We start from the raw sequence: 17,354 nt of genomic DNA, 5'->3' as shown, positions 1-17,354 counted from the left end.
TTATTTCAGCGTGATCTGAAGCAGAAAAGGACCATGGCTCGGCGTCAATCGCGCTGGCCGGCGAAGCTATGGCAAAAACAGCGGAAGACAATTTTCGGATCGAGGTATGGGATCGAGAGGAGCAGGCCCTATCCGAAACCATTTCGCGTTCCCCCGATTCAACGGTGAGTCAGGCAGCCTGGCAAGCTGCCATCCGGCGCCGGCCAGGCATGTTGCTGATCCACTACAACAGTCGGCATGTGATGGAGAAAATCCTGACACCAGGCGAGGTCAAGATCCCACCGCAGGCCATCATTGATGGCAGCGTTCATGCGGGCCTCGATGTGGCGCTCGGCGATCTTCGCGAATGGCATGTGTTGCGGGCCTGGTGCAGATCCTGTTCGCACCATGCGACGGTAAAGCCTGCCGGGCTCATCGAACGCTATGGAAAAGGCGCTCTGTTCAGTTCGGTCGAGCGAGCGCTCTTCTGCACGAGTTGTGACAGGGGAGGGCCTGTCAGGCTGGAAATTCACAAGCTGCCACGCAATTGAGGGGCGAATGGATGCAAGACCTCATCGAATTCGTCCAGGCCCACTCGGCACTGGTTGGACAATCCTATCGCATCGTCGCCGATCAGCGGCCGGACTGTCGAGAACCGGGAATGCGAGCGATCTCCGTCGGTCGGCTTCGACGCAAAACATGCGGGCCACCGCGGATGGGGACAGTCGGTCCCGCATCCCGTCCTGCGGCCGGCGCTATGCTGACGCTCCTACGGCTGTCCCGTTCACCGCCCGCGGCGGGGGCGAATTTCCCCCGTCCTACGCGCGACAATGATCCGCGGTTGCGGACGCGCGCAGGACTGCGGTTTATACGCCGTTCTTCCTTAGAGCGCCGACGGTCGCCGGTGCGGAGATGCTTGGACATGGAACCGAATCCCAGGCAGAGTATTGAATCGGACTGTGTATCCGAGTTCCGCATGTCGGCTGTAGATGGCACCCTCGGCATCAGCAAAAGGCGCACACGGCGCCGAGACTCGGAATCTATCCCTAGATATCCGCTGCCGGGATTTCGGTCCTTCCAGCTCTGCACATTGACAGACCACATACCGTTCGGCGGGGATTGGCTCTTCGAGATGAAGTTCGACGGCTATCGTGCCCAAGTCGCCATCTCCGGCTCGAACGTCGTCGTCTATACCCGCAATGGCCACGACTGGACCCGACAGTTCAAGGTCATCCTGCCGCCGCTTCGGAGACTGACCAAGGGCGCGGTGCTGATCGACGGTGAGATCGTCGCCATCGACAGCCAGGGCCGCACGAACTTCTCCATGCTGAAAACCGGCATTGCCGCGGGTATGCCGCTCAAATTCTATGCCTTTGATCTGCTTGAATTCGATGGCGAAGATCTGTCGAACCAGCCGCTCCTTGAGCGCAAGGAGCGACTTGAGTCCCTGCTAGGCTCGCGCCGCCCTGAAGACAGCCTGCAATTCTCCAGCCACATCCTCGACCAGGGCAAAAGGGTGTTTGACGCCATGTGCGCGGGCGGCCACGAAGGCGTTATCGCCAAGCGCGCCGACAGCTCCTACGTCGGCGACCGCACCGGGAGTTGGCTCAAGATCAAGTGCACGAAGCGACAGGAATTCGTTGTCGGCGGCTATCGCCCAAGTGACACAGGACATGGCATGGCCTCGCTGATCCTCGGCACTTACGACAATGGCAAGCTCATCTATCGCGGTCGCGTCGGCACTGGGTTCACCGCAGCGATGCGCAAGGACATCCTGGCGAAGCTCGAGAAACGCCGTATTGAGAAACCGGCTTTCGCTTCTGTTCCGAGAGACATTGCCCGTCGTGCCCGGTGGGTGAAGCCCGAGCTTGTCGCCGAAGTCACCTATGCCGAAGTCACACCGGACGGCAGCTTGCGACATCCAAGCTTTCAGGGCATGCGCGAAGATAAGCGAGCCGACCAGGTAGTGATGGAAATGCCGAAGGCGCCGGCAACTCTTGGCTCCCCCAATCTCGATCCGGGAATCGGCAAGGAGATCGCCGTTGCTGTCGGCGTCAAGCTGACGCATCCGGACAAGGTCATGTATCCCGGGACCAAGGTGACCAAGGCCACGCTTGCCGCCTACTACGCCGTGGTCGCCGAGAAGATGCTGCCGCACATACAGGATCGGCCGCTGTCGCTGGTGCGCGATACCGACGGCGACCTGCAACAGACCTTTTTTCAGAAACACAGACTGCCAGGCATGCCCAAGGCCATCCATGACGGCCAGTTGGAGAAGATGTCCGGGAAGGAAAGCCGGATCTTGTGGATCGATGACCTGGCTGGGCTGATCGCAGGCGTCCAGATGAACGTGCTCGAATTCCACATCTGGGGAAGCCTGCGCCAGCAGCCGGATCTGCCACACCGCATGATCTTCGACATCGACCCCGACGAGGGCTTGGGCTTCACTGCCGTCAAGCAGGCAGCCCTCGACGTTCGGGGCATCCTGGAAGCGCTTGGACTGCAGTCGTGGCCGTTGCTGTCCGGCGGCAAGGGCGTTCATGTGGTCGTGCCGCTCGTCCCGGAGGCAGACTGGGACGAGGTCAAGAGCTTCTGCCAAGACTTCGCCGAACTGCTGGCCCGTACAGATCCGTCGCGCTTCGTCGCCAACATGAGCAAGGCCAAGCGCAAGGGCCGGATGTTTCTCGATTACCTACGCAACGGCCAGGGATCCACTGCAATCTGTCCCTGGTCCACTCGGGCACGCGAGGGGGCGGGGTGTGCGGTGCCCGTCAGCTGGGAGGAGTTGCCCTCCTGCGAAAGCGCCAACGGTTTCGATGTTTTCGCCGCCGCCGCGCGGGCTCAGCTGCCGGAAGCCTGGGAAGGCTATTTCGACGTCGAACAAACGCTTACCGAGCGCATCCGCCACGCAGTCCGGTAGGAATAAGCATTTGGCGCGGACCGCCTTTGCCCAAAATTCGAGAGCGTCCCCCTTCTGCGGGAGGCCCCCGCAACGCCGTCTAGAGTGAGAGTACGGACCAGTTTGCCGTGACGGGTTGAGAGCTGGAGGAGAGGCCTCCGGCGCCCGTCGCGGAGAACCGCGATGTCCAGACATTACGCTCGCGCCGGCGCTGACCGGTCAAGCCTCTATGACGATATCACCAGCAAGATCATCGCCGAACTGGAAGCAGGGCGCTTTCCCTGGGTGCAGCCCTGGGGCACGGCGGCGGCGCAAGCGCCCCTTGCTATGCCGGCCAATGCCGCGACAGGCCGCGCCTATTCCGGGATCAACGTGCTGATCCTGTGGGGTGCGGTCGTCGAGCATGGCTTTCCCATCCAGGGCTGGCTGACTTTCCGCCAGGCGCTATTGCTGGGCGGCCATGTCCGCAAGGGCGAACACGGCACCACCGTCGTCTATGCTGACCGCTTCATCCCTGACGACGCGAAGAATCGCGCGCGGGAAACCGGCGAGGCGGCACAGGCCATACCGTTCCTGAAACGCTTCATTGTGTTCAACGTAGCGCAATGCGAAAATCTGCCCGACGATCTGGCCGCGGCTCCGCCTGCACCGGAACCCGGACTGATCGAGCCTACAGTCGAGGCGCTGATCAAGGCGACAGGTATCGATTTTCGCATCGGTGGCAGCAGTGCCTATTATGTGCCGGCGCAGGACTACGTGCGGGTGCCGCCCCCGCAGGCCTATTTCGAGACCATCGACTGGCACCGCACCGCCCTGCATGAGCTTGGGCATGCGACCGGCCATGCCTCCCGCGTCGGCCGCGACCTCGGAGGCGCCTTCGGCACCAAGAGATATGCTTTCGAGGAACTGGTCGCCGAGATGAACGCAGCCTTCTGCTGCGCCTCGCTTGGCATCGTGCCAACCGCGCGCCACGCCGATTACCTGGCCTCCTGGCTCGAGCTCCTGCGCGAAGACAACCGCGCAATCGTTCGTGCCGCCTCCCAGGCCAGCAAGGCGGCCGACTGGCTGCTTGCCTTCCTGCCGCAACCTGACGGTGCGGCTAGGGCAGGCCCGGCCGACGTCGATGAGGCCGAGATCGACAGGAGGGCGGCATGATCCTCCTCACCGACGAACTGCGCGAGCGCCTGCTCGCCAATGGCCGCGAGCGCAACGCCGATCACGCACCAGTCGTGAAGTTCTTCAATCCGCTCGGCGAAGGAACCTGGCTCGCGACGGAGCTGGGTGCCGATGGCGACGCCATGTTCGGTCTTGCCGATCTCGGCTATCCCGAGTTGGGCAGTTTCTCACTCCTCGAGATGACGTCGGTCCGGCTGCCCTTCGGCATGGGCATCGAGCGCGACATTCTCTTTGCCACCGACCTGCCGATTTCGGCCTGGGCACAAGCCGCCCGCCGGGCCGGAAGCATTCGCAATGCCGAACGCGTCCTCTACCTGGCCGCCCAGTCTGGGCGGGAGGGCGCGTGAGATCTCAGCTTGAAATCCGCAAGGCCGCAGATGCGTAAAGCGTGTCTGCGGCCTTGTGTCCCTTCAGATCGGAGTGCAGCGCAGTCCTCAGAGTAAGAGGGCTGCGCCTTCCTTTGTGACGGGTTTGGAGGTCGAGAGAGTCTCGGCCGCCCGTCGCGGAGATAGTCCACATGGTTACGTCCAAGCAGAAGATCACCCTCAACGCCTCGCGTGATATCCCCTTCAACAAGCTGATGCTGAGCCAGTCCAATGTCCGGCGCATCAAGCGCGGGGAAACGATTGAGGACCTTGCCGCCTCGATCGCACGGCGTGGCCTGCTCCAGAGCCTCAACGTCCGGCCAGTGTTGGATGGCGAGGGCAACGAGACCGGCATGTTTGAGGTGCCGGCGGGCGGGCGCCGCTATCGCGCGCTGGAACTGCTGGTCAAGCAGAAGCGCATGATCAAGACCGAGCCAGTTCCCTGCGTCGTCACCAACGCCGACAGTGAGGTCCCGATCGAGGAGGATTCACTTGCCGAGAATTTTCAGCGCGAAGATTTACATCCGTTGGACATGTTTCGCGCCTTCCAGACCCTGCACGACCAAGGCGCCAGCCACGAGGAGATTGCGGCACGCTTCTTCGTGTCCGCTACCTTTGTCCAGCAGCGCCTGCGACTCGCAAAAGTTTCGCCCAAGCTGCACGAGGTCTACGAGCAGGAGGGCATGCAGCTCGAGCAGCTCATGGCCTTTACCGTGACCGACGACCACGCCCGCCAGGAGCAGGTCTGGGAGGCGCTCGAAAACTCCTGGTCGAGGGAACCGCAGCAGATCCGGCGCCTTTTGAGTCAACTGAAGGTCTTCCGGGAAGTTTTGCGGGCCGGTTCGACAAGGCGGGCGGCGGCAGCGCTCGGGATAAGCCAGCCGGCCGTCAGTCAACATGTCAAGCAACTCGAGACCACGCTCGGCATCACACTCTTCAAGAGATCAGCCAACCGAATCGTCCCCTTGCAGGAAGCCTGGGAACTCCTGCGAAACGTGGAACTTGCCCTGACGTCCCTGGATCGGCTGGAAGCGTCGATCTTTGCGATGAAGAACGACGAAAAGCAGCGGATTGCGATTGCCGCGCCTTCTGTTTTCGGTTTCGTGACCTTGCCCAAGGCCGTAGCGATGATCCACTCAAAGACCGCCTCGAATGTCCGGTCACTTTCGGGAAGCTACGAGCAGATCGGCGAGCACATCCTGGCAGGGCGTGCCGAACTCGGAATCTCGAGGCTGCCCCTGGATCCAGGTCTGTTTGAGTGGGCGCCGCTTGGGTCGGCACGAAACGTATGCATCTTTCACCCCGACCACCGTTTTTCAAAACAGACCTGTATCGAGGCTCACGACCTGGCAGGCGAAACGATCGTCGATATCGATCCCCAGTTCGCCGCCCACCAAATGAACTTCAATGCGTTGCGCTTCGCCGGCGTTGAGCCGGACATACTGGTGGAGTTTGATTGCAACGGTCACGAAGCCGGATACGTTTCGGCTGGCCTCGGCATTTCGATAACCAATGAGATCATTGCGCGCGAATACGCGGCGTTTCACTTGGGAATAAGGCCAGTGGAGCCGTCCGCGCTCTATCACTACGTGGCGATTTGGCAGAAGGGCAGGACCTTTTCCAACGCATTGAGTGTATCGCTCGAGGCGATAATCGCTGCGTTTTCCACGGAGCCGGCTGCGAGAGGTGATCCTCCCTGAAGCTGCGGTGTCCTCGATGGAAGCAGCCCTTGCACAAGTCGAACAACGACCAGCCCGCGCCTGCTGCCAGAACGCGGACGTTAGAGCAAAATAGCCTCGAAGTCAGGTGGTCTTGATGCCGATCTTGCGGAGCTCGCTGCAGGCGACGGCTCAGGCGGCCCTCGATTTCCGTCAATTTGCAGCATGCATATCACGACTGGCAGCCCGGCAGCCGCTTGGTGTTGTCGCGCTCGACAATCATGTTGCAAATCGCTCATCATCGCGCACATTTTAGTTTCCAGATGCGAGATTAAGCGATCAGACGCGTTCGCTGAGGACATAAGCCGCATATGAGCACGGTGTAAATTTCTGCCGCGGTAGCGGTGGGTTAGCGCCGATCGGGTCGTTGATCTGGAGGAGAAAGGGGGCGGACGATACTTTGGTCATCAAGCCCCAAGACGCAACAAGTCGTGCGCGCGATGCTATCGCCGATCGTATGGTGGCCACGTTAATTTCGCTTTCTGAAGAGTGATCGCGGCGCGCTGAGGCCACCGCGGGTCACCTGGAGAGCCGATGAGACAGCCATCCATATATGATCTCGACACGATAGTGCTGACGCTCTTTTCGGCAGATGGCGCGAGGCGCAGCTTGGTCTGGGGGCGCAGAACATGAGTCTGGCGGAGCTCGAAAGCCTGGTCAAGCGTCAGAGCGCCTTCATAGACTTCCCGAACCGGCCGTGGATGCCCGAGACGACTTCGCCGAGGGGGCATGTCTATGATGTCGTGATCGTCGGGGCCGGGCAGAGCGGGCTTGCGGCCGCCTATGGGCTCATGCGCGAACAGGTGACGAACATCATCGTGCTTGATGCGGCTCGCGAGGGGGAGGAGGGTCCGTGGACGACGTTCGCGCGGATGATCACCCTGCGAACCCCGAAGATGCTTAGTGGGCTGGACTTCGGCAACCCGTCGCTGTCGCCGCGCGCCTGGTTCGAAGCACAGTGGGGCAGGTCAGCCTGGGACGAGCTGACAAAGATTCCGCGCGGTATGTGGCAGGATTATCTGATCTGGTACCGGCGCGTGCTGGGCATACCGGTGCGCAACGAAAGTCGCATAATCGACATCGTGCCCGCGCCTGGGGCAGGGCTCTCTCTGCGGGCCGCGGACGGGAACGAATACCTGGCGCGCAAGCTCATCCTTTGTACAGGCCTCGACGGCAGCGGCCGATGGGAAGTTCCATCGGTGGTGAGCGAAACGCTGCCGCGCGATCGCTACGCTCACACCGCTGACACAATCGATTTCGGCGCTCTTGCAAGGCGCAGAGTCGGGGTCCTGGGAAACGGGGCGTCGGCATTCGACAATGCGGCGATGGCGCTTGAGCAGGGGGCTGCACAGGTATCGCTATGCCTTCGCAAGGAAACCTTTCCACGCGTCAATGTCCATAAATGGATGGAGACCCCTGGGTTTCTAGGCCATTTCGCGTCGCTTCCCGACCTGGCCCGCTGGCGCTTCCTGCGTCAGGTCACTTCGGTCAGCCAGCCGCCGCCACAGGACACGTTCTGGCGCTGCAAGCGCCATGCGAACTTCTCGCTTCACACCGGCGCAGCCTGGACCGCTGTAGCTATGGATGGTGATGAGATCGTCGTCGACACGCCCAAAGGGCGGATGGGTTTCGATTTTCTGATCGTTGGCACCGGAATATCCCATGCGTTGCATCTACGTCCTGAGCTTGCCGGCATTGCCAACGACATCGCCACCTGGAACGACGTCTTCACGCCGCCGGCGGATGAGGCGGACACCTATCTGGGCCGGGCGCCTTATCTGGGCGCGGGCTTTGAGTTTCAGGAGCGCGAGCCCGGGGCGGCACCTTATCTGCGTCGCGTTCATAATTTCAGCTATGGCGCGACCCTCAGCATGGGGTTGTCGGCGGCCTCCATCAGCGGCATGCGCTACGGCATCCCGCGTTTGGTGCGGGGCGTCGTCGGAGGTTTGTTCAGGGAAGACCAGGACAGGCATTTCGCGTCCCTACTCGCTTACAGCGACGAGGAGATCTCCACGCTGGAATTGCCAGACGACCCATCGCTAATTCCCGGTCCGCCGATAGCGACCACGCGGGACAGAATCGAGGTGTCGGTTTGATCTTGATGGCGACGACTGCGGATATGACACCTTCGCCTTGTCCGGTTCCAGCGCTCCACGCGCTCCAGCGTTCCAGAGGCTCTCTTCGAAAGGAAATCCATGTACCCCGCGCCATTCAATTTCATCAGGGTGGGGAGCTTCTCGGAAGCTTCCGCGGTTCTGGCGGCCGACCCGAACGCCAAGGCGATTGCCGGTGGGCAAACCCTGATTCCAATGATGAAGCTGCGTCTGCTGAAGCCGGCCCTGCTCGTTGACCTGCGCGGAATTTCCGGCGCGCGCGACATCGCACTCGGCGATGACGCCGTCGAGATCGGTGCCCTGGCGACCCATGTGGACATTGCAGGCTCGGACGTTGCTGAACTCTTCAGCATTCTGCGCGACTGCGGACAGGGCATCGCCGACACCCAGGTTCGCAACATGGGCACGATCGGCGGATCACTGGCCGAGGCGGATCCGTGCAGCTGCTGGCCGGCGCTTCTGGTTGCGCTCGATGCACAGGTTTTGTGCGAGGGCCCCGATGGTCGGCGCGTCCAAGGCGTGCGCGAACTGCTGGAGGACGCTTACACACCGGCCTTGGAGCCCGGCGAACTGATCACGCGCGTCGCCATAGCCCGCCAGGCTCTGGAGGGCTACGGCACATTCGTCGCCTTCAAGCGTTGCGCGCCGGCCTATCCGACGGCGAGCTGTGCCATGCAGATCGCCTATGACGGCGATCGGATCGCCAGCCTGCGCATGGGCTTCGGTTGCCTCGGCCTGACCGCGCTCGCCTTCGACGAGGGAAACGACCTTGCGGCCGGCAGACAGGTCACCGAGAACCTGGTCGAAGAGGTAGGCGAAGCCGCATCGATCTTCGTCGAGCCCTTCGCCGACGCAAAGGGTACGGAGGAATACAAGCGGGAACTCGCGAGCGGCCTGGTCAAACGCGCATTTGGCATCATCGAGGCACGCCGTCTCGGGCGCCCGGCAGTGGAGACGCATCAATATTATGGCTGAGTACCCGACCATGCGCGTGGCCCTGAAGCTGAACGGCCACCAACTGCAATTTGAGGTCGAGCCGCGGACCCTCCTGGTGGAGCTAATCCGCGAGAACGCCGGCCTGACCGGCACGCATGTGGGCTGCGATACCAGCTATTGCGGCGCCTGTACGGTGGTCGTCGAGGGCCGCTCGGCCAAGTCCTGCACGGTGCTCGCGCTGCAGGCCGATGGCGCCGAAGTCACCACCGTTGAGGGGCTGGAAACGCCTGAAGGCCTGCATGTCCTGCAGCAATCCTTTGCGGAAAATCATGCGTTGCAATGCGGCTTCTGCACGCCCGGCTTCCTGATGTCGGCGCTGGCGCTGCTCAGCGTCAATGCAGATCCCGACGAGGCCGCCATCCGTAAAGCCTTTAGCGGCAATACCTGCCGCTGCACCGGCTATCTCCCGATTATCACGGCGGTTAAGGCCGCCGCCGTCAAGCTCAAGGGAACCGCACAATGAAAGTAGACATGGACGGCAATTTCGAGGTGACTGCGTCGCCAGCGGAAACCTTCGTCTTCATCACCGAGCCGCGGACTTTTGCTCCGATCCTCCCCTATTTCAAGGAACTGCATTCGGTCGAAGGCGACGGTTTCGGCGTGCTCCTCGAAGTGGGTGTCCCACAGATCCGGGGGCAAGCCGATGTCGCGGCGCGCCGTATCGCGTCAGTGCCGAACGAACGCGTAGTCTACACAATCAATGGCCGCCATGCGCTGGGCATGATTGACGCGCGCATGACCTTCGTCATCGAACCCGTCGACGCCGGCTCGCGGGTGAATTGGACCAGCGAAGGCACCGTCAGCGGCACGCTCGCATCCCTGGCACAGGGCATTTTGCTGCCGCTGGCGCGACGTCAGGTCAAATCACTGGTCGTCGCGGTGCAAAAAGAGCTCGGCGCCGTGCAGCCCCAACCGGCTGCCTCTGCTGGCCTGATGAAGCGCTCGGTCTCCTCGATGAAGGGGCTGTTCGGCGCCGCAAGGGCGAAAAGCCCGAACGAGGATCTGCCATCATGAGCAACGACAAACCCATCGTGCGGCGCGAGGACGGCCGCCTGATCCGCGGGCGTGGCCGCTTCGTCGACGACGAAGGATCACGCGCACTTCATTGCAAGCTGGTGCGCTCTCCCTATGCGCACGCCCGCATATTGGGCGTGGACACCAGCCGCGCCGAGTCGCTGCCGGGGGTGGTCTGCGTCCTAACGGGCGCGGAAGTACGCGAGCTAACCAACCGCTTCCCACAGATGGCACCGGAGCCGACCAGCCGCATCAGCGACTATTGCATGGCAACCGAACGGGTGCGCTTTCAAGGGGAACCCGTCGCAGCTGTTGTGGCGACAAGCGCCGCCATCGCCAGCGACGGCGTTGAACTCGTGCGCGTCGACTACGACCCCTTGCCGGTCGTCGTCGATGCAGTTGTCTCGCTGGGGGTGGATGCGCCAATCCTGCACGATGAATCGGGGACCAATCAAACCTGGGGCTCGCTGTTCGACTGGGGCGACGTGGAGGGCGCCTTTGACAGCGCCGATGTCGTCGTCGAGATCGACCGGCTGAAGTTCCACCGTTTCTCGAGCACGCCGCTTGAGGGATTTGCCGGCCTCGTCACTTGGGAGCCGACCGGGCGGGTGGACATGCTGTGCAACCTGATCCAGCCGGGGGTGGCGATGAAGTTTATCGCGCCAGCGCTGCGGATCTCGCCCGAGCAACTGCGCATCCGCACACAAGATATCGGCGGCGGCTTCGGCATCAAGCAGAACCTCTACCCTTATCTGATGATTGCGGCGCTGTGCTCGCGCAAGGTGGGTTATCGCCCAGTGAAGTGGATCGAGGAGCGACGCGAGCACCTGCAGGGCAGCGCACATGGAAACGAGCGGACCTTCCTGGACATCCGTGTCGCGCTCAGGGCCGATGGCGAGATCACCGCCGTGGACGCGCGGCATGTCGACGACTGCGGCGCCTATCCGCGCTATGAGCCTCTCGGCGCTGTCATCTGGAGCCAGGTCGCCCCGGCCTCCTACCGATTGCAGAACCTGCGAATCGATTTCCGCCAGGCAATGACCAACAAATGCCCCGTGGGACCCAACCGCGGCTTTTCGCGAATGCAGAATGTCTGGTTCCTCGAGCGGGTGATCGACATCTGCGCCCATGAGATGGGCATCGCACCCGATGTCATGCGCAAGCGCAACTATGTCCCCGAAATGCCGTGGACCACGCCAAACGGCTGCGTCTACGATTCCGGGGACTACGGCGCCATGCTGGATATGGCGAAGGATCTGATCGGCTGGGACGATTGGATCGCCAAGCGCGACGCCTGGCGCGCCGAGGGACGGATCGTCGGCATCGGGATCGGCACCGCGCTGGATTCCGGCACCAACAATTTCGGTCAGTCGCGCATCGTCAATCCGAACTCTCCTCTCTCCGGTAATTCGGAGGTGGCCAATGTGCGCCTGGGCGTGGATGGGACAGTCACCGTATCCGTCGGTTCGGTGCCGCAGGGGCAGAGCCACGAAACGATCGCCGCGCAGGTTGTCGGTCAGGAGTTGGGCATATCCTCCGATCTGGTTCTGGTCGCCATCGGCTTCGATTCAGAGCGCATGTCGCACAACAACCATTCGGGCACCTATGCCTCGCAATTCGCCGTGACCAGCCTCGGCGCCATCCATGGTGCCGTGGAGAAGTTGAGGCAGGAACTGCTGCGAGTCGGCAGCTATTTCCTGGGCCAGTCTGCCGAAACGCTGAGGGTAGGGACCTTCGATGGCGTCGCCTCGGTGGCCGCGCCCGATGGGCGGTCGGTTTCGCTGGCGCGGATCTCGAACCTCGTTAACGCCCAGAGCGCCGAGCTCCCACCTGAGCTTATGGATGTCTCGCTGAATTGCCGCCATGTCTATCGCGCACCGTTCCAGGTGCCGGACATCGAGAAGAAGTTCGGTAACCTGACCCTCACCTATGCTGCGCAGGTGCATGTCGCTGTGATCGAACTGGATCCGCTGACCTATAACATTCATGTCCACGACTATTCGATCGTTGACGACTGCGGCAAGGTCATCAACCATCAGATCGTCAAGGGCCAGGTGATCGGCGCGGCCGCTCATGGCTTTGGCGCCGCGCTGATGGAGTGCCTGAAATATGACGAGGCCGGCAACCTTCTGACCACCACCTTCAGCGACTACTGCCCCCTGACGATCATGAACATGCCCAACCTGCACTACGGCAACCGTGAATCGCCGTCGCCCTTCACCTATAACGGCGCCAAAGGCATGGGCGAAGGCGGTGGCGGTCCGATCTTCGCGATCTCGTCTGCTCTGCAGGATGCCGTGGCGACCACCGGGATGCGGCTCGATCAGTCGCATTACTCGCCCAGCGATATCCACGCGTTGCTGTCAGGCATTGCCGAAAGACGCGGTGCCAAGGTGTCAATGACGGTGCGAACGCCATCGCGCGAGCCGTTGCCGGCGTGAAGAAGGGCGACTACGTTGGCCGATGTGCGGCCGTGCGAACGGAACCTAGATGACGCCATCGGGCACCTACCGCGACTTTCCGGCCGAAAGGCTGAGATATCTCTACGAATCCGTGCGCTTGGGCACGATGCGGGCGGCAAGCGATTTCCTCGATATGGCACCGTCCTCCATCAGCCGGCAGATCACCGCGCTGGAGAAGGAAATCGGCATCGAACTGATCGAGAAGAACAGGCATCGCGTGCTCCTGACCCCAGCCGGCGAGCGCCTGATCGAATATTACCGCGACCGCCTCGCCCAGCAGGAAGCCTTGGTCACAGATCTGGACGACCTCAAGGGACTGCGCACCGGTTATTTGAGGATTGCCGTAGGCACCGGGCTGATGCGTGTCGTTATCGCGCGGGCGGTGGCTGAGTACACGGCAAGGCTGCCCGGCGTTCGCATTGATGTCGTCTCGGCCCCCTCGCGCGCCGTCATATCGATGGTCCGCGACGACATGGCGCATTTCGGCGTGGTCATGGATGCACCGACCGATCCGCGCGTCTGGTCGCGGTCGAGTTTCCCCGAGCCAAACTATCTTATTGTCGCGCCGCATCATTCGCTGGCGTCGGCGTCCGAAGTCGACATTCGCGATCTCGTCAATCAGCCTCTGATCCTGCCTGAAGGCGGGTTCCGCATTCGCGATGTGCTGTCCGAATTCGAGGCTAATTATGGCTTGTTTCTGGATACGCGGATCACCGCATCATCCGTCCAGTTCATAGCAGATGTGACCTCGGCGGGCACGGTCGCAACCATCATGCCGCTTGGCTGCGTTTCCGACTATGTGGAGGCGGGCCGACTGCTTGCGCTGCCGATATCGAATCCGGAATTGAACACTGGACGAGTGAACATCGTCACACGCGTCGGCCGCCGCCTATCATCGGCCGCCGTCGTATTGCTGGATCTGCTGGAACGGCAGATGAAGAGCGGCAGCCGACCGGCACGGCCCACCGCCTAGGCTGCGAGCCGTACAGTCACAAATACCAGGCAGGCGAATCGCACAGGATGTTGCTCCACGCGACGCTGCCTTTGGGCAGAAGTGAGGCTGTCTTCGAGGCTGCTTTCGTCGGCAGATGGTGCAATCATGGGTAAGATCGGACGCCGCCGCTGCCTGCTCGCGTTTTGGCCAACTGTGATGCTAAAGCGGCCTAAGCGATCGCAGGTGAGTGCCATTCGATTGCGTTCATGGAGAGCCGCAGGATGCCGCCAAAAGCAGGATCGAGTGATGTCTCCCTTGCATTCCAGGCCTACGAGAGCCTGCGCAAGGATATCGTCACCTCCCAGTTTGAGCCCAACGCTCGATTGCGTCTGGATGAATTGCGTCTTCGCTACGGCGTGGGGGCCAGTCCGCTGCGGGAGGCTCTGATGCGTCTGGAGTCTGAAGGGCTCGTCCTCCTGGAGCCCAACAAGGGTTTCCGAGTCGTGCCTATCTCCAAGGATCATCTGATGGACGTGATGCACGTTCGAACCGAGATCGAGGTCCTCTGTTTAGGATGGTCAATCGACCAGGGCGGCGTGGTGTGGGAGTCCTCACTCGTTGGCGCCTTGCATCGGCTCAAGCGCTTCTCGAAGACGGCGGTCCCTTCGGCAAGTTCGTCCGACGACTGGCGCACTGCGCACCGGGCCTTCCATTCCGCACTGATCTCGGCCTGCGGCTCGGAACTTCTAAAATCGTTTCATTCAGGACTGTTCGACCAGGTCGAGCGCTATATTGCCATTTCGGTTGGTATCACCGACCAGCCGCGCGACGACATCTCCGAGCATGAGGGTTTGGTGCAGGCCGCGCTCGACCGGCAGACCGAGGAAGCGGTCGTGTTGCTGCGCCAGCATCACATGCGCACGCTCGACAAGCTTGTGACCCAGCTGTTCGGATCAGAAGAAGGCGCGGCCCGCAAGGGCGCCCGCGGTAAGCCGACGGTCAAAAGCGCCGGCAGGGGTCGGTCCACTACGCTGGATCTCACGTAGTAGTCTCTAGCCCGCTGTGTCTGGTGCAGGCATCTTTCGGCAAAGCATGACTTTGACATGGCTCGGGGTGGCCGTGGGAGGTCTCGCTTGCGCTAGCGAAAAGCGTCGAGCAATCTCTGGGTGTTCGCGCCGAAGATATCGGCGGGATCGCTGCCAGCAAGTTGCGTGTCCGGTTCGAGCAGGCCCATCGGAAAGGGCCAGTCTGAACCGAAGACAATGTTGCCGCCCCCAAACGCGTCTCTGGCTGCTGCCAGCGTGGCGTTGGAGTGGGTAGCGCAATCGGCATGGAAGCGCTTCAACTGAGCACTCGGCGGGGCGATGCTCGTATTGACGCCAGGCCGGTCGGTGCGGAAGCCTTGTTCCCATCGTCCCGCAAGCGCGGGCACCGTGCCGCCGCCGTGCGAGAGAAGCACAGTCATGCCGGAAAAACGGACGAGCACGTCGGCAAAGATCAGGTGGGCAACCGCGATGCCGGTTTCCTGAGGATTACCGAGCAGATTTGTGAGGTAGAAGGGTTCCAGCCGCTGGTCGCGGCTTTCGCCTGGATGCAGGAAGAGCAGCGCGCCACCACCGGACAGAACGCCCCACAAGCCGTCATAGTCGGCATGAGAGAGGAAGACGTCCGGCCCGCCGGTCGAAGCGGTGAAGAGCTTGTTGCCAGCCGCCAACCTCTCGGCTGCGATGCGCTCGGCCTCGCGCGGTTGCTCGATCGGCAGGAAGCAGACCGATGACAGCCGGTCCCGCATGGGTTCGACGATCTCGTCAAGGCCTGCCGTCAGAGCGCGCGCCCATTCGCCGGCCACTCCAGCGTCGAGATGGGGCCTGAACAACGGCGGCGGCGGCGAGACCCAGGCGTGGCCGATGGAGAACCGGTCCATCCAGTCGATGAGCGCCGAGGGCCGGAAAAGCTGCTTCATGCCGATCGTCTTGCCGTCGACCAGAAGCTTTTCGGTCGCCGCATCCCATTCGATGCCTCGCACGCCCGAGAGATGGCGCGATTGCACCGGTACGAGATGGGTATGCGTGTCCAGTACGATAGCCATGCTGTCCTAGTCCTTCTGTAGCGGGCGGGGCATGGCCTTCGCAGCTTCGTCGCGAAAGGTTCCCTCGCTGCAGATCAGGACGATATGGTCGTCCGGTCGGATCAGCACTACGGTCCCGTCTCCAACCCCCAGCCGCGTGCGGAATGCGTCGCCAATATCAAGCACCATGCGGGCGCGCAGAGGATCCGACGCCGGGATGTCCCAACGCGAAACCGCGAAATGGCGAAGGCGCTCACCGTCATCGGCGGGCATGTCCAGCCGGCGGCGGGCATCGCAGAAATGGAGCGCGAGGAAGTTCCCATCGATCAGATCATGAGCCCGCATCGGTTGGCCGTCCGGACCCTGCAGGCGGAAGTCGGGGAGCCGCTCGCCGACGCATGCGGGGGCAAGCTCGGTGCAGGCCATCGACCATGATCCGGTGCCGTTGACGTCGAGACGCATGCCGAGCATTGAACGCGTATATACATTGGCCCAGTCCGAGCCGGACATCACTTCAGTGGCATCGCCCCTGGCATCCATAAGATGCCGCGCGGCTTCCGCCATTTCGCCGGCGCCCTTGACGGCGATAGTCTTCTGCTCCTGCTCGTAGCCGTCGAGCAGCGACTCGGACGCAAGACCCTTGTGGACCCAGGCGAGGCGCCAAGGCAGGTTGTGCGCGTCGGTGGCGCCAGTGTTCAGGCCGAGTGCCCACATCGGCGTCAGCAGGTGGGCGGCATCACCCATCAGGAAGACTCGACCGTCACGCCAGCTCGTCGCGACCCGATGATGCACACGGTAATTCGCGCTTTCCAGAATGACCGCTCTGTCGACATTGCCGATGAACTGGACGACGCGGGCCTTCAGGTCTTCGGGCGTTGGCTGGGGCGCGTCCTGTGCCGCCGGAAAGATGAAGCGCCAACCATGTGGCTGGCGCACAAGGATCATCCACTCCTTCGGATCGGAGAAATAGGTGAGATAGGGGTAGTCTCGTGGATTGGCGACATCGAGGTCGAGGTCGAGGTCGATGAGCGTATATCGCAGATCGAGGGACGACCCTTCTACCTCTACGCCCATTTGTGCCCGTGCCGTGCTGCGCCCTCCGTCGCAGGCCAGGAGATAAGCGCCTCTGACCTCAACCAAACCCGCCTCGGTTTGGAAGGTCGCAACCACGCCGTCAGCATCCTGCCGATACTCGATCAGCTTGTGGTCGTATGAGATAACCTGCGGGCTCGCCCGCTCGGTCAGCGTCTTAGTCAGCAGCGGTTCCAACTGGTGCTGTGGCAGGTTTGCGAAGAATGGAAAGCGGGTTTCGGCATCGACTAGTCCCGTTCGCAGGGACAAGGTCAACTCGCCGGTGCTGCGCTTGAGCTCGCCTATCTCCTCGACGCGGATGGCTGCGCCGACGATATTGTTCACGGCCCCATAGCGCCGCATGATTTCGAGTGTCCGAGGCAGGATCGTTCCAGCCTTCGTCATGGTCGAGGGACCTGCGCTAGCTTCGAACACGCGCACGGGAACGCCGTAATGGCGCAGCCCAAGCGCCGTCAGCAGCCCGACCGGCCCGCCCCCGACAACGATGACAGGTAATTCTGACTCGGTCATGCCGATACTCCAGCTCGCACTTTCGCG

General features: G+C 62.1%; 14 protein-coding genes. 12 read left to right on the top strand and 2 right to left on the bottom strand.

Features of this window, described 5'->3' with window-relative positions:
* Nucleotides 1-68: 68 nt before the first annotated feature.
* The 12 genes from AC1DXU_RS13620 to AC1DXU_RS13565 all read left to right on the top strand — a co-directional run bounded on the left by AC1DXU_RS13620 (nucleotide 69) and on the right by AC1DXU_RS13565 (nucleotide 14,703).
* Nucleotides 69-530, top strand: a complete 462-nt coding sequence (locus AC1DXU_RS13620; RefSeq protein ID WP_126070413.1) for a hypothetical protein — start codon at nucleotides 69-71, stop codon at nucleotides 528-530.
* Nucleotides 531-955: 425 nt separating this feature from the next.
* Nucleotides 956-2,899: a DNA ligase D gene (ligD, locus tag AC1DXU_RS13615; protein ID WP_477370344.1), complete on the top strand. Its 1,944-nt coding sequence runs from the start codon at nucleotides 956-958 to the stop codon at nucleotides 2,897-2,899.
* A gap of 162 nt (nucleotides 2,900-3,061) precedes the next feature.
* A complete protein-coding gene (locus tag AC1DXU_RS13610; protein WP_477369200.1) occupies nucleotides 3,062-4,033 on the top strand; it encodes an ArdC family protein in 972 nt (323 codons plus the stop codon).
* Nucleotides 4,030-4,401, top strand: coding sequence for a DUF2958 domain-containing protein (locus AC1DXU_RS13605; RefSeq protein ID WP_477369198.1), 372 nt, complete (start codon nucleotides 4,030-4,032; stop codon nucleotides 4,399-4,401). Before AC1DXU_RS13610 ends, AC1DXU_RS13605 begins: the two co-directional genes overlap by 4 nt.
* 170 nt (nucleotides 4,402-4,571) lie before the next feature.
* Nucleotides 4,572-6,119 carry a LysR substrate-binding domain-containing protein gene (locus tag AC1DXU_RS13600; RefSeq protein ID WP_477369196.1) on the top strand — a complete coding sequence of 516 codons (1,548 nt, stop codon included), beginning with the start codon at nucleotides 4,572-4,574 and terminating at the stop codon, nucleotides 6,117-6,119.
* A gap of 647 nt (nucleotides 6,120-6,766) precedes the next feature.
* Nucleotides 6,767-8,233, top strand: a complete 1,467-nt coding sequence (locus AC1DXU_RS13595) for an FAD/NAD(P)-binding protein (protein WP_477369194.1) — start codon at nucleotides 6,767-6,769, stop codon at nucleotides 8,231-8,233.
* 99 nt (nucleotides 8,234-8,332) lie between these two features.
* Nucleotides 8,333-9,226, top strand: coding sequence for an FAD binding domain-containing protein (locus AC1DXU_RS13590; protein WP_477369192.1), 894 nt, complete (start codon nucleotides 8,333-8,335; stop codon nucleotides 9,224-9,226).
* Nucleotides 9,219-9,710: a (2Fe-2S)-binding protein gene (locus AC1DXU_RS13585; RefSeq protein ID WP_477369190.1), complete on the top strand. Its 492-nt coding sequence runs from the start codon at nucleotides 9,219-9,221 to the stop codon at nucleotides 9,708-9,710. The genes AC1DXU_RS13590 and AC1DXU_RS13585 overlap by 8 nt, the downstream gene beginning before the upstream one ends.
* An 8-nt stretch (nucleotides 9,711-9,718) precedes the next feature.
* A complete protein-coding gene (locus AC1DXU_RS13580) occupies nucleotides 9,719-10,261 on the top strand; it encodes a CoxG family protein (RefSeq protein ID WP_477369188.1) in 543 nt (180 codons plus the stop codon).
* A complete protein-coding gene (locus AC1DXU_RS13575; protein WP_477369186.1) occupies nucleotides 10,258-12,702 on the top strand; it encodes a xanthine dehydrogenase family protein molybdopterin-binding subunit in 2,445 nt (814 codons plus the stop codon). Before AC1DXU_RS13580 ends, AC1DXU_RS13575 begins: the two co-directional genes overlap by 4 nt.
* Before the next feature lie 49 nt (nucleotides 12,703-12,751).
* Nucleotides 12,752-13,696, top strand: coding sequence for a LysR family transcriptional regulator (locus tag AC1DXU_RS13570; protein ID WP_477369184.1), 945 nt, complete (start codon nucleotides 12,752-12,754; stop codon nucleotides 13,694-13,696).
* A 242-nt stretch (nucleotides 13,697-13,938) separates the two neighbouring features.
* Complete coding sequence (locus tag AC1DXU_RS13565; RefSeq protein ID WP_477369182.1) at nucleotides 13,939-14,703, top strand: GntR family transcriptional regulator; 765 nt, start codon at nucleotides 13,939-13,941, stop codon at nucleotides 14,701-14,703.
* 92 nt (nucleotides 14,704-14,795) lie between these two features.
* Here AC1DXU_RS13565 and AC1DXU_RS13560 read toward each other — a convergent pair whose 3' ends face one another.
* Together AC1DXU_RS13560 and AC1DXU_RS13555 are read right to left on the bottom strand one after the other, a co-directional pair.
* Nucleotides 14,796-15,746: an amidohydrolase family protein gene (locus AC1DXU_RS13560; RefSeq protein WP_477369180.1), complete on the bottom strand. Its 951-nt coding sequence runs from the start codon at nucleotides 15,744-15,746 to the stop codon at nucleotides 14,796-14,798.
* A gap of 6 nt (nucleotides 15,747-15,752) precedes the next feature.
* Nucleotides 15,753-17,327 carry an FAD-dependent monooxygenase gene (locus AC1DXU_RS13555; protein WP_477369178.1) on the bottom strand — a complete coding sequence of 525 codons (1,575 nt, stop codon included), beginning with the start codon at nucleotides 17,325-17,327 and terminating at the stop codon, nucleotides 15,753-15,755.
* Nucleotides 17,328-17,354 lie beyond the last annotated feature (27 nt).

The organism is Mesorhizobium sp. P3_A10, from assembly GCF_056403175.1.
This window is presented reverse-complemented; position numbering and strand designations above follow the sequence as displayed.

Excerpts from the sequence above, each read along its gene's own strand:
- AC1DXU_RS13620 (WP_126070413.1), top strand. The coding sequence starts at position 69 with ATGGCAAAAACAGCGGAAGACAATTTTCGGATCGAGGTATGGGATCGA.
- ligD (WP_477370344.1), top strand. The coding sequence starts at position 956 with ATGTCGGCTGTAGATGGCACCCTCGGCATCAGCAAAAGGCGCACACGG.
- AC1DXU_RS13610 (WP_477369200.1), top strand. The coding sequence starts at position 3,062 with ATGTCCAGACATTACGCTCGCGCCGGCGCTGACCGGTCAAGCCTCTAT.
- AC1DXU_RS13605 (WP_477369198.1), top strand. The coding sequence starts at position 4,030 with ATGATCCTCCTCACCGACGAACTGCGCGAGCGCCTGCTCGCCAATGGC.
- AC1DXU_RS13600 (WP_477369196.1), top strand. The coding sequence starts at position 4,572 with ATGGTTACGTCCAAGCAGAAGATCACCCTCAACGCCTCGCGTGATATC.
- AC1DXU_RS13595 (WP_477369194.1), top strand. The coding sequence starts at position 6,767 with ATGAGTCTGGCGGAGCTCGAAAGCCTGGTCAAGCGTCAGAGCGCCTTC.
- AC1DXU_RS13590 (WP_477369192.1), top strand. The coding sequence starts at position 8,333 with ATGTACCCCGCGCCATTCAATTTCATCAGGGTGGGGAGCTTCTCGGAA.
- AC1DXU_RS13585 (WP_477369190.1), top strand. The coding sequence starts at position 9,219 with ATGGCTGAGTACCCGACCATGCGCGTGGCCCTGAAGCTGAACGGCCAC.
- AC1DXU_RS13580 (WP_477369188.1), top strand. The coding sequence starts at position 9,719 with ATGGACGGCAATTTCGAGGTGACTGCGTCGCCAGCGGAAACCTTCGTC.
- AC1DXU_RS13575 (WP_477369186.1), top strand. The coding sequence starts at position 10,258 with ATGAGCAACGACAAACCCATCGTGCGGCGCGAGGACGGCCGCCTGATC.
- AC1DXU_RS13570 (WP_477369184.1), top strand. The coding sequence starts at position 12,752 with ATGACGCCATCGGGCACCTACCGCGACTTTCCGGCCGAAAGGCTGAGA.
- AC1DXU_RS13565 (WP_477369182.1), top strand. The coding sequence starts at position 13,939 with ATGCCGCCAAAAGCAGGATCGAGTGATGTCTCCCTTGCATTCCAGGCC.
- AC1DXU_RS13560 (WP_477369180.1), bottom strand. The coding sequence starts at position 15,746 with ATGGCTATCGTACTGGACACGCATACCCATCTCGTACCGGTGCAATCG.
- AC1DXU_RS13555 (WP_477369178.1), bottom strand. The coding sequence starts at position 17,327 with ATGACCGAGTCAGAATTACCTGTCATCGTTGTCGGGGGCGGGCCGGTC.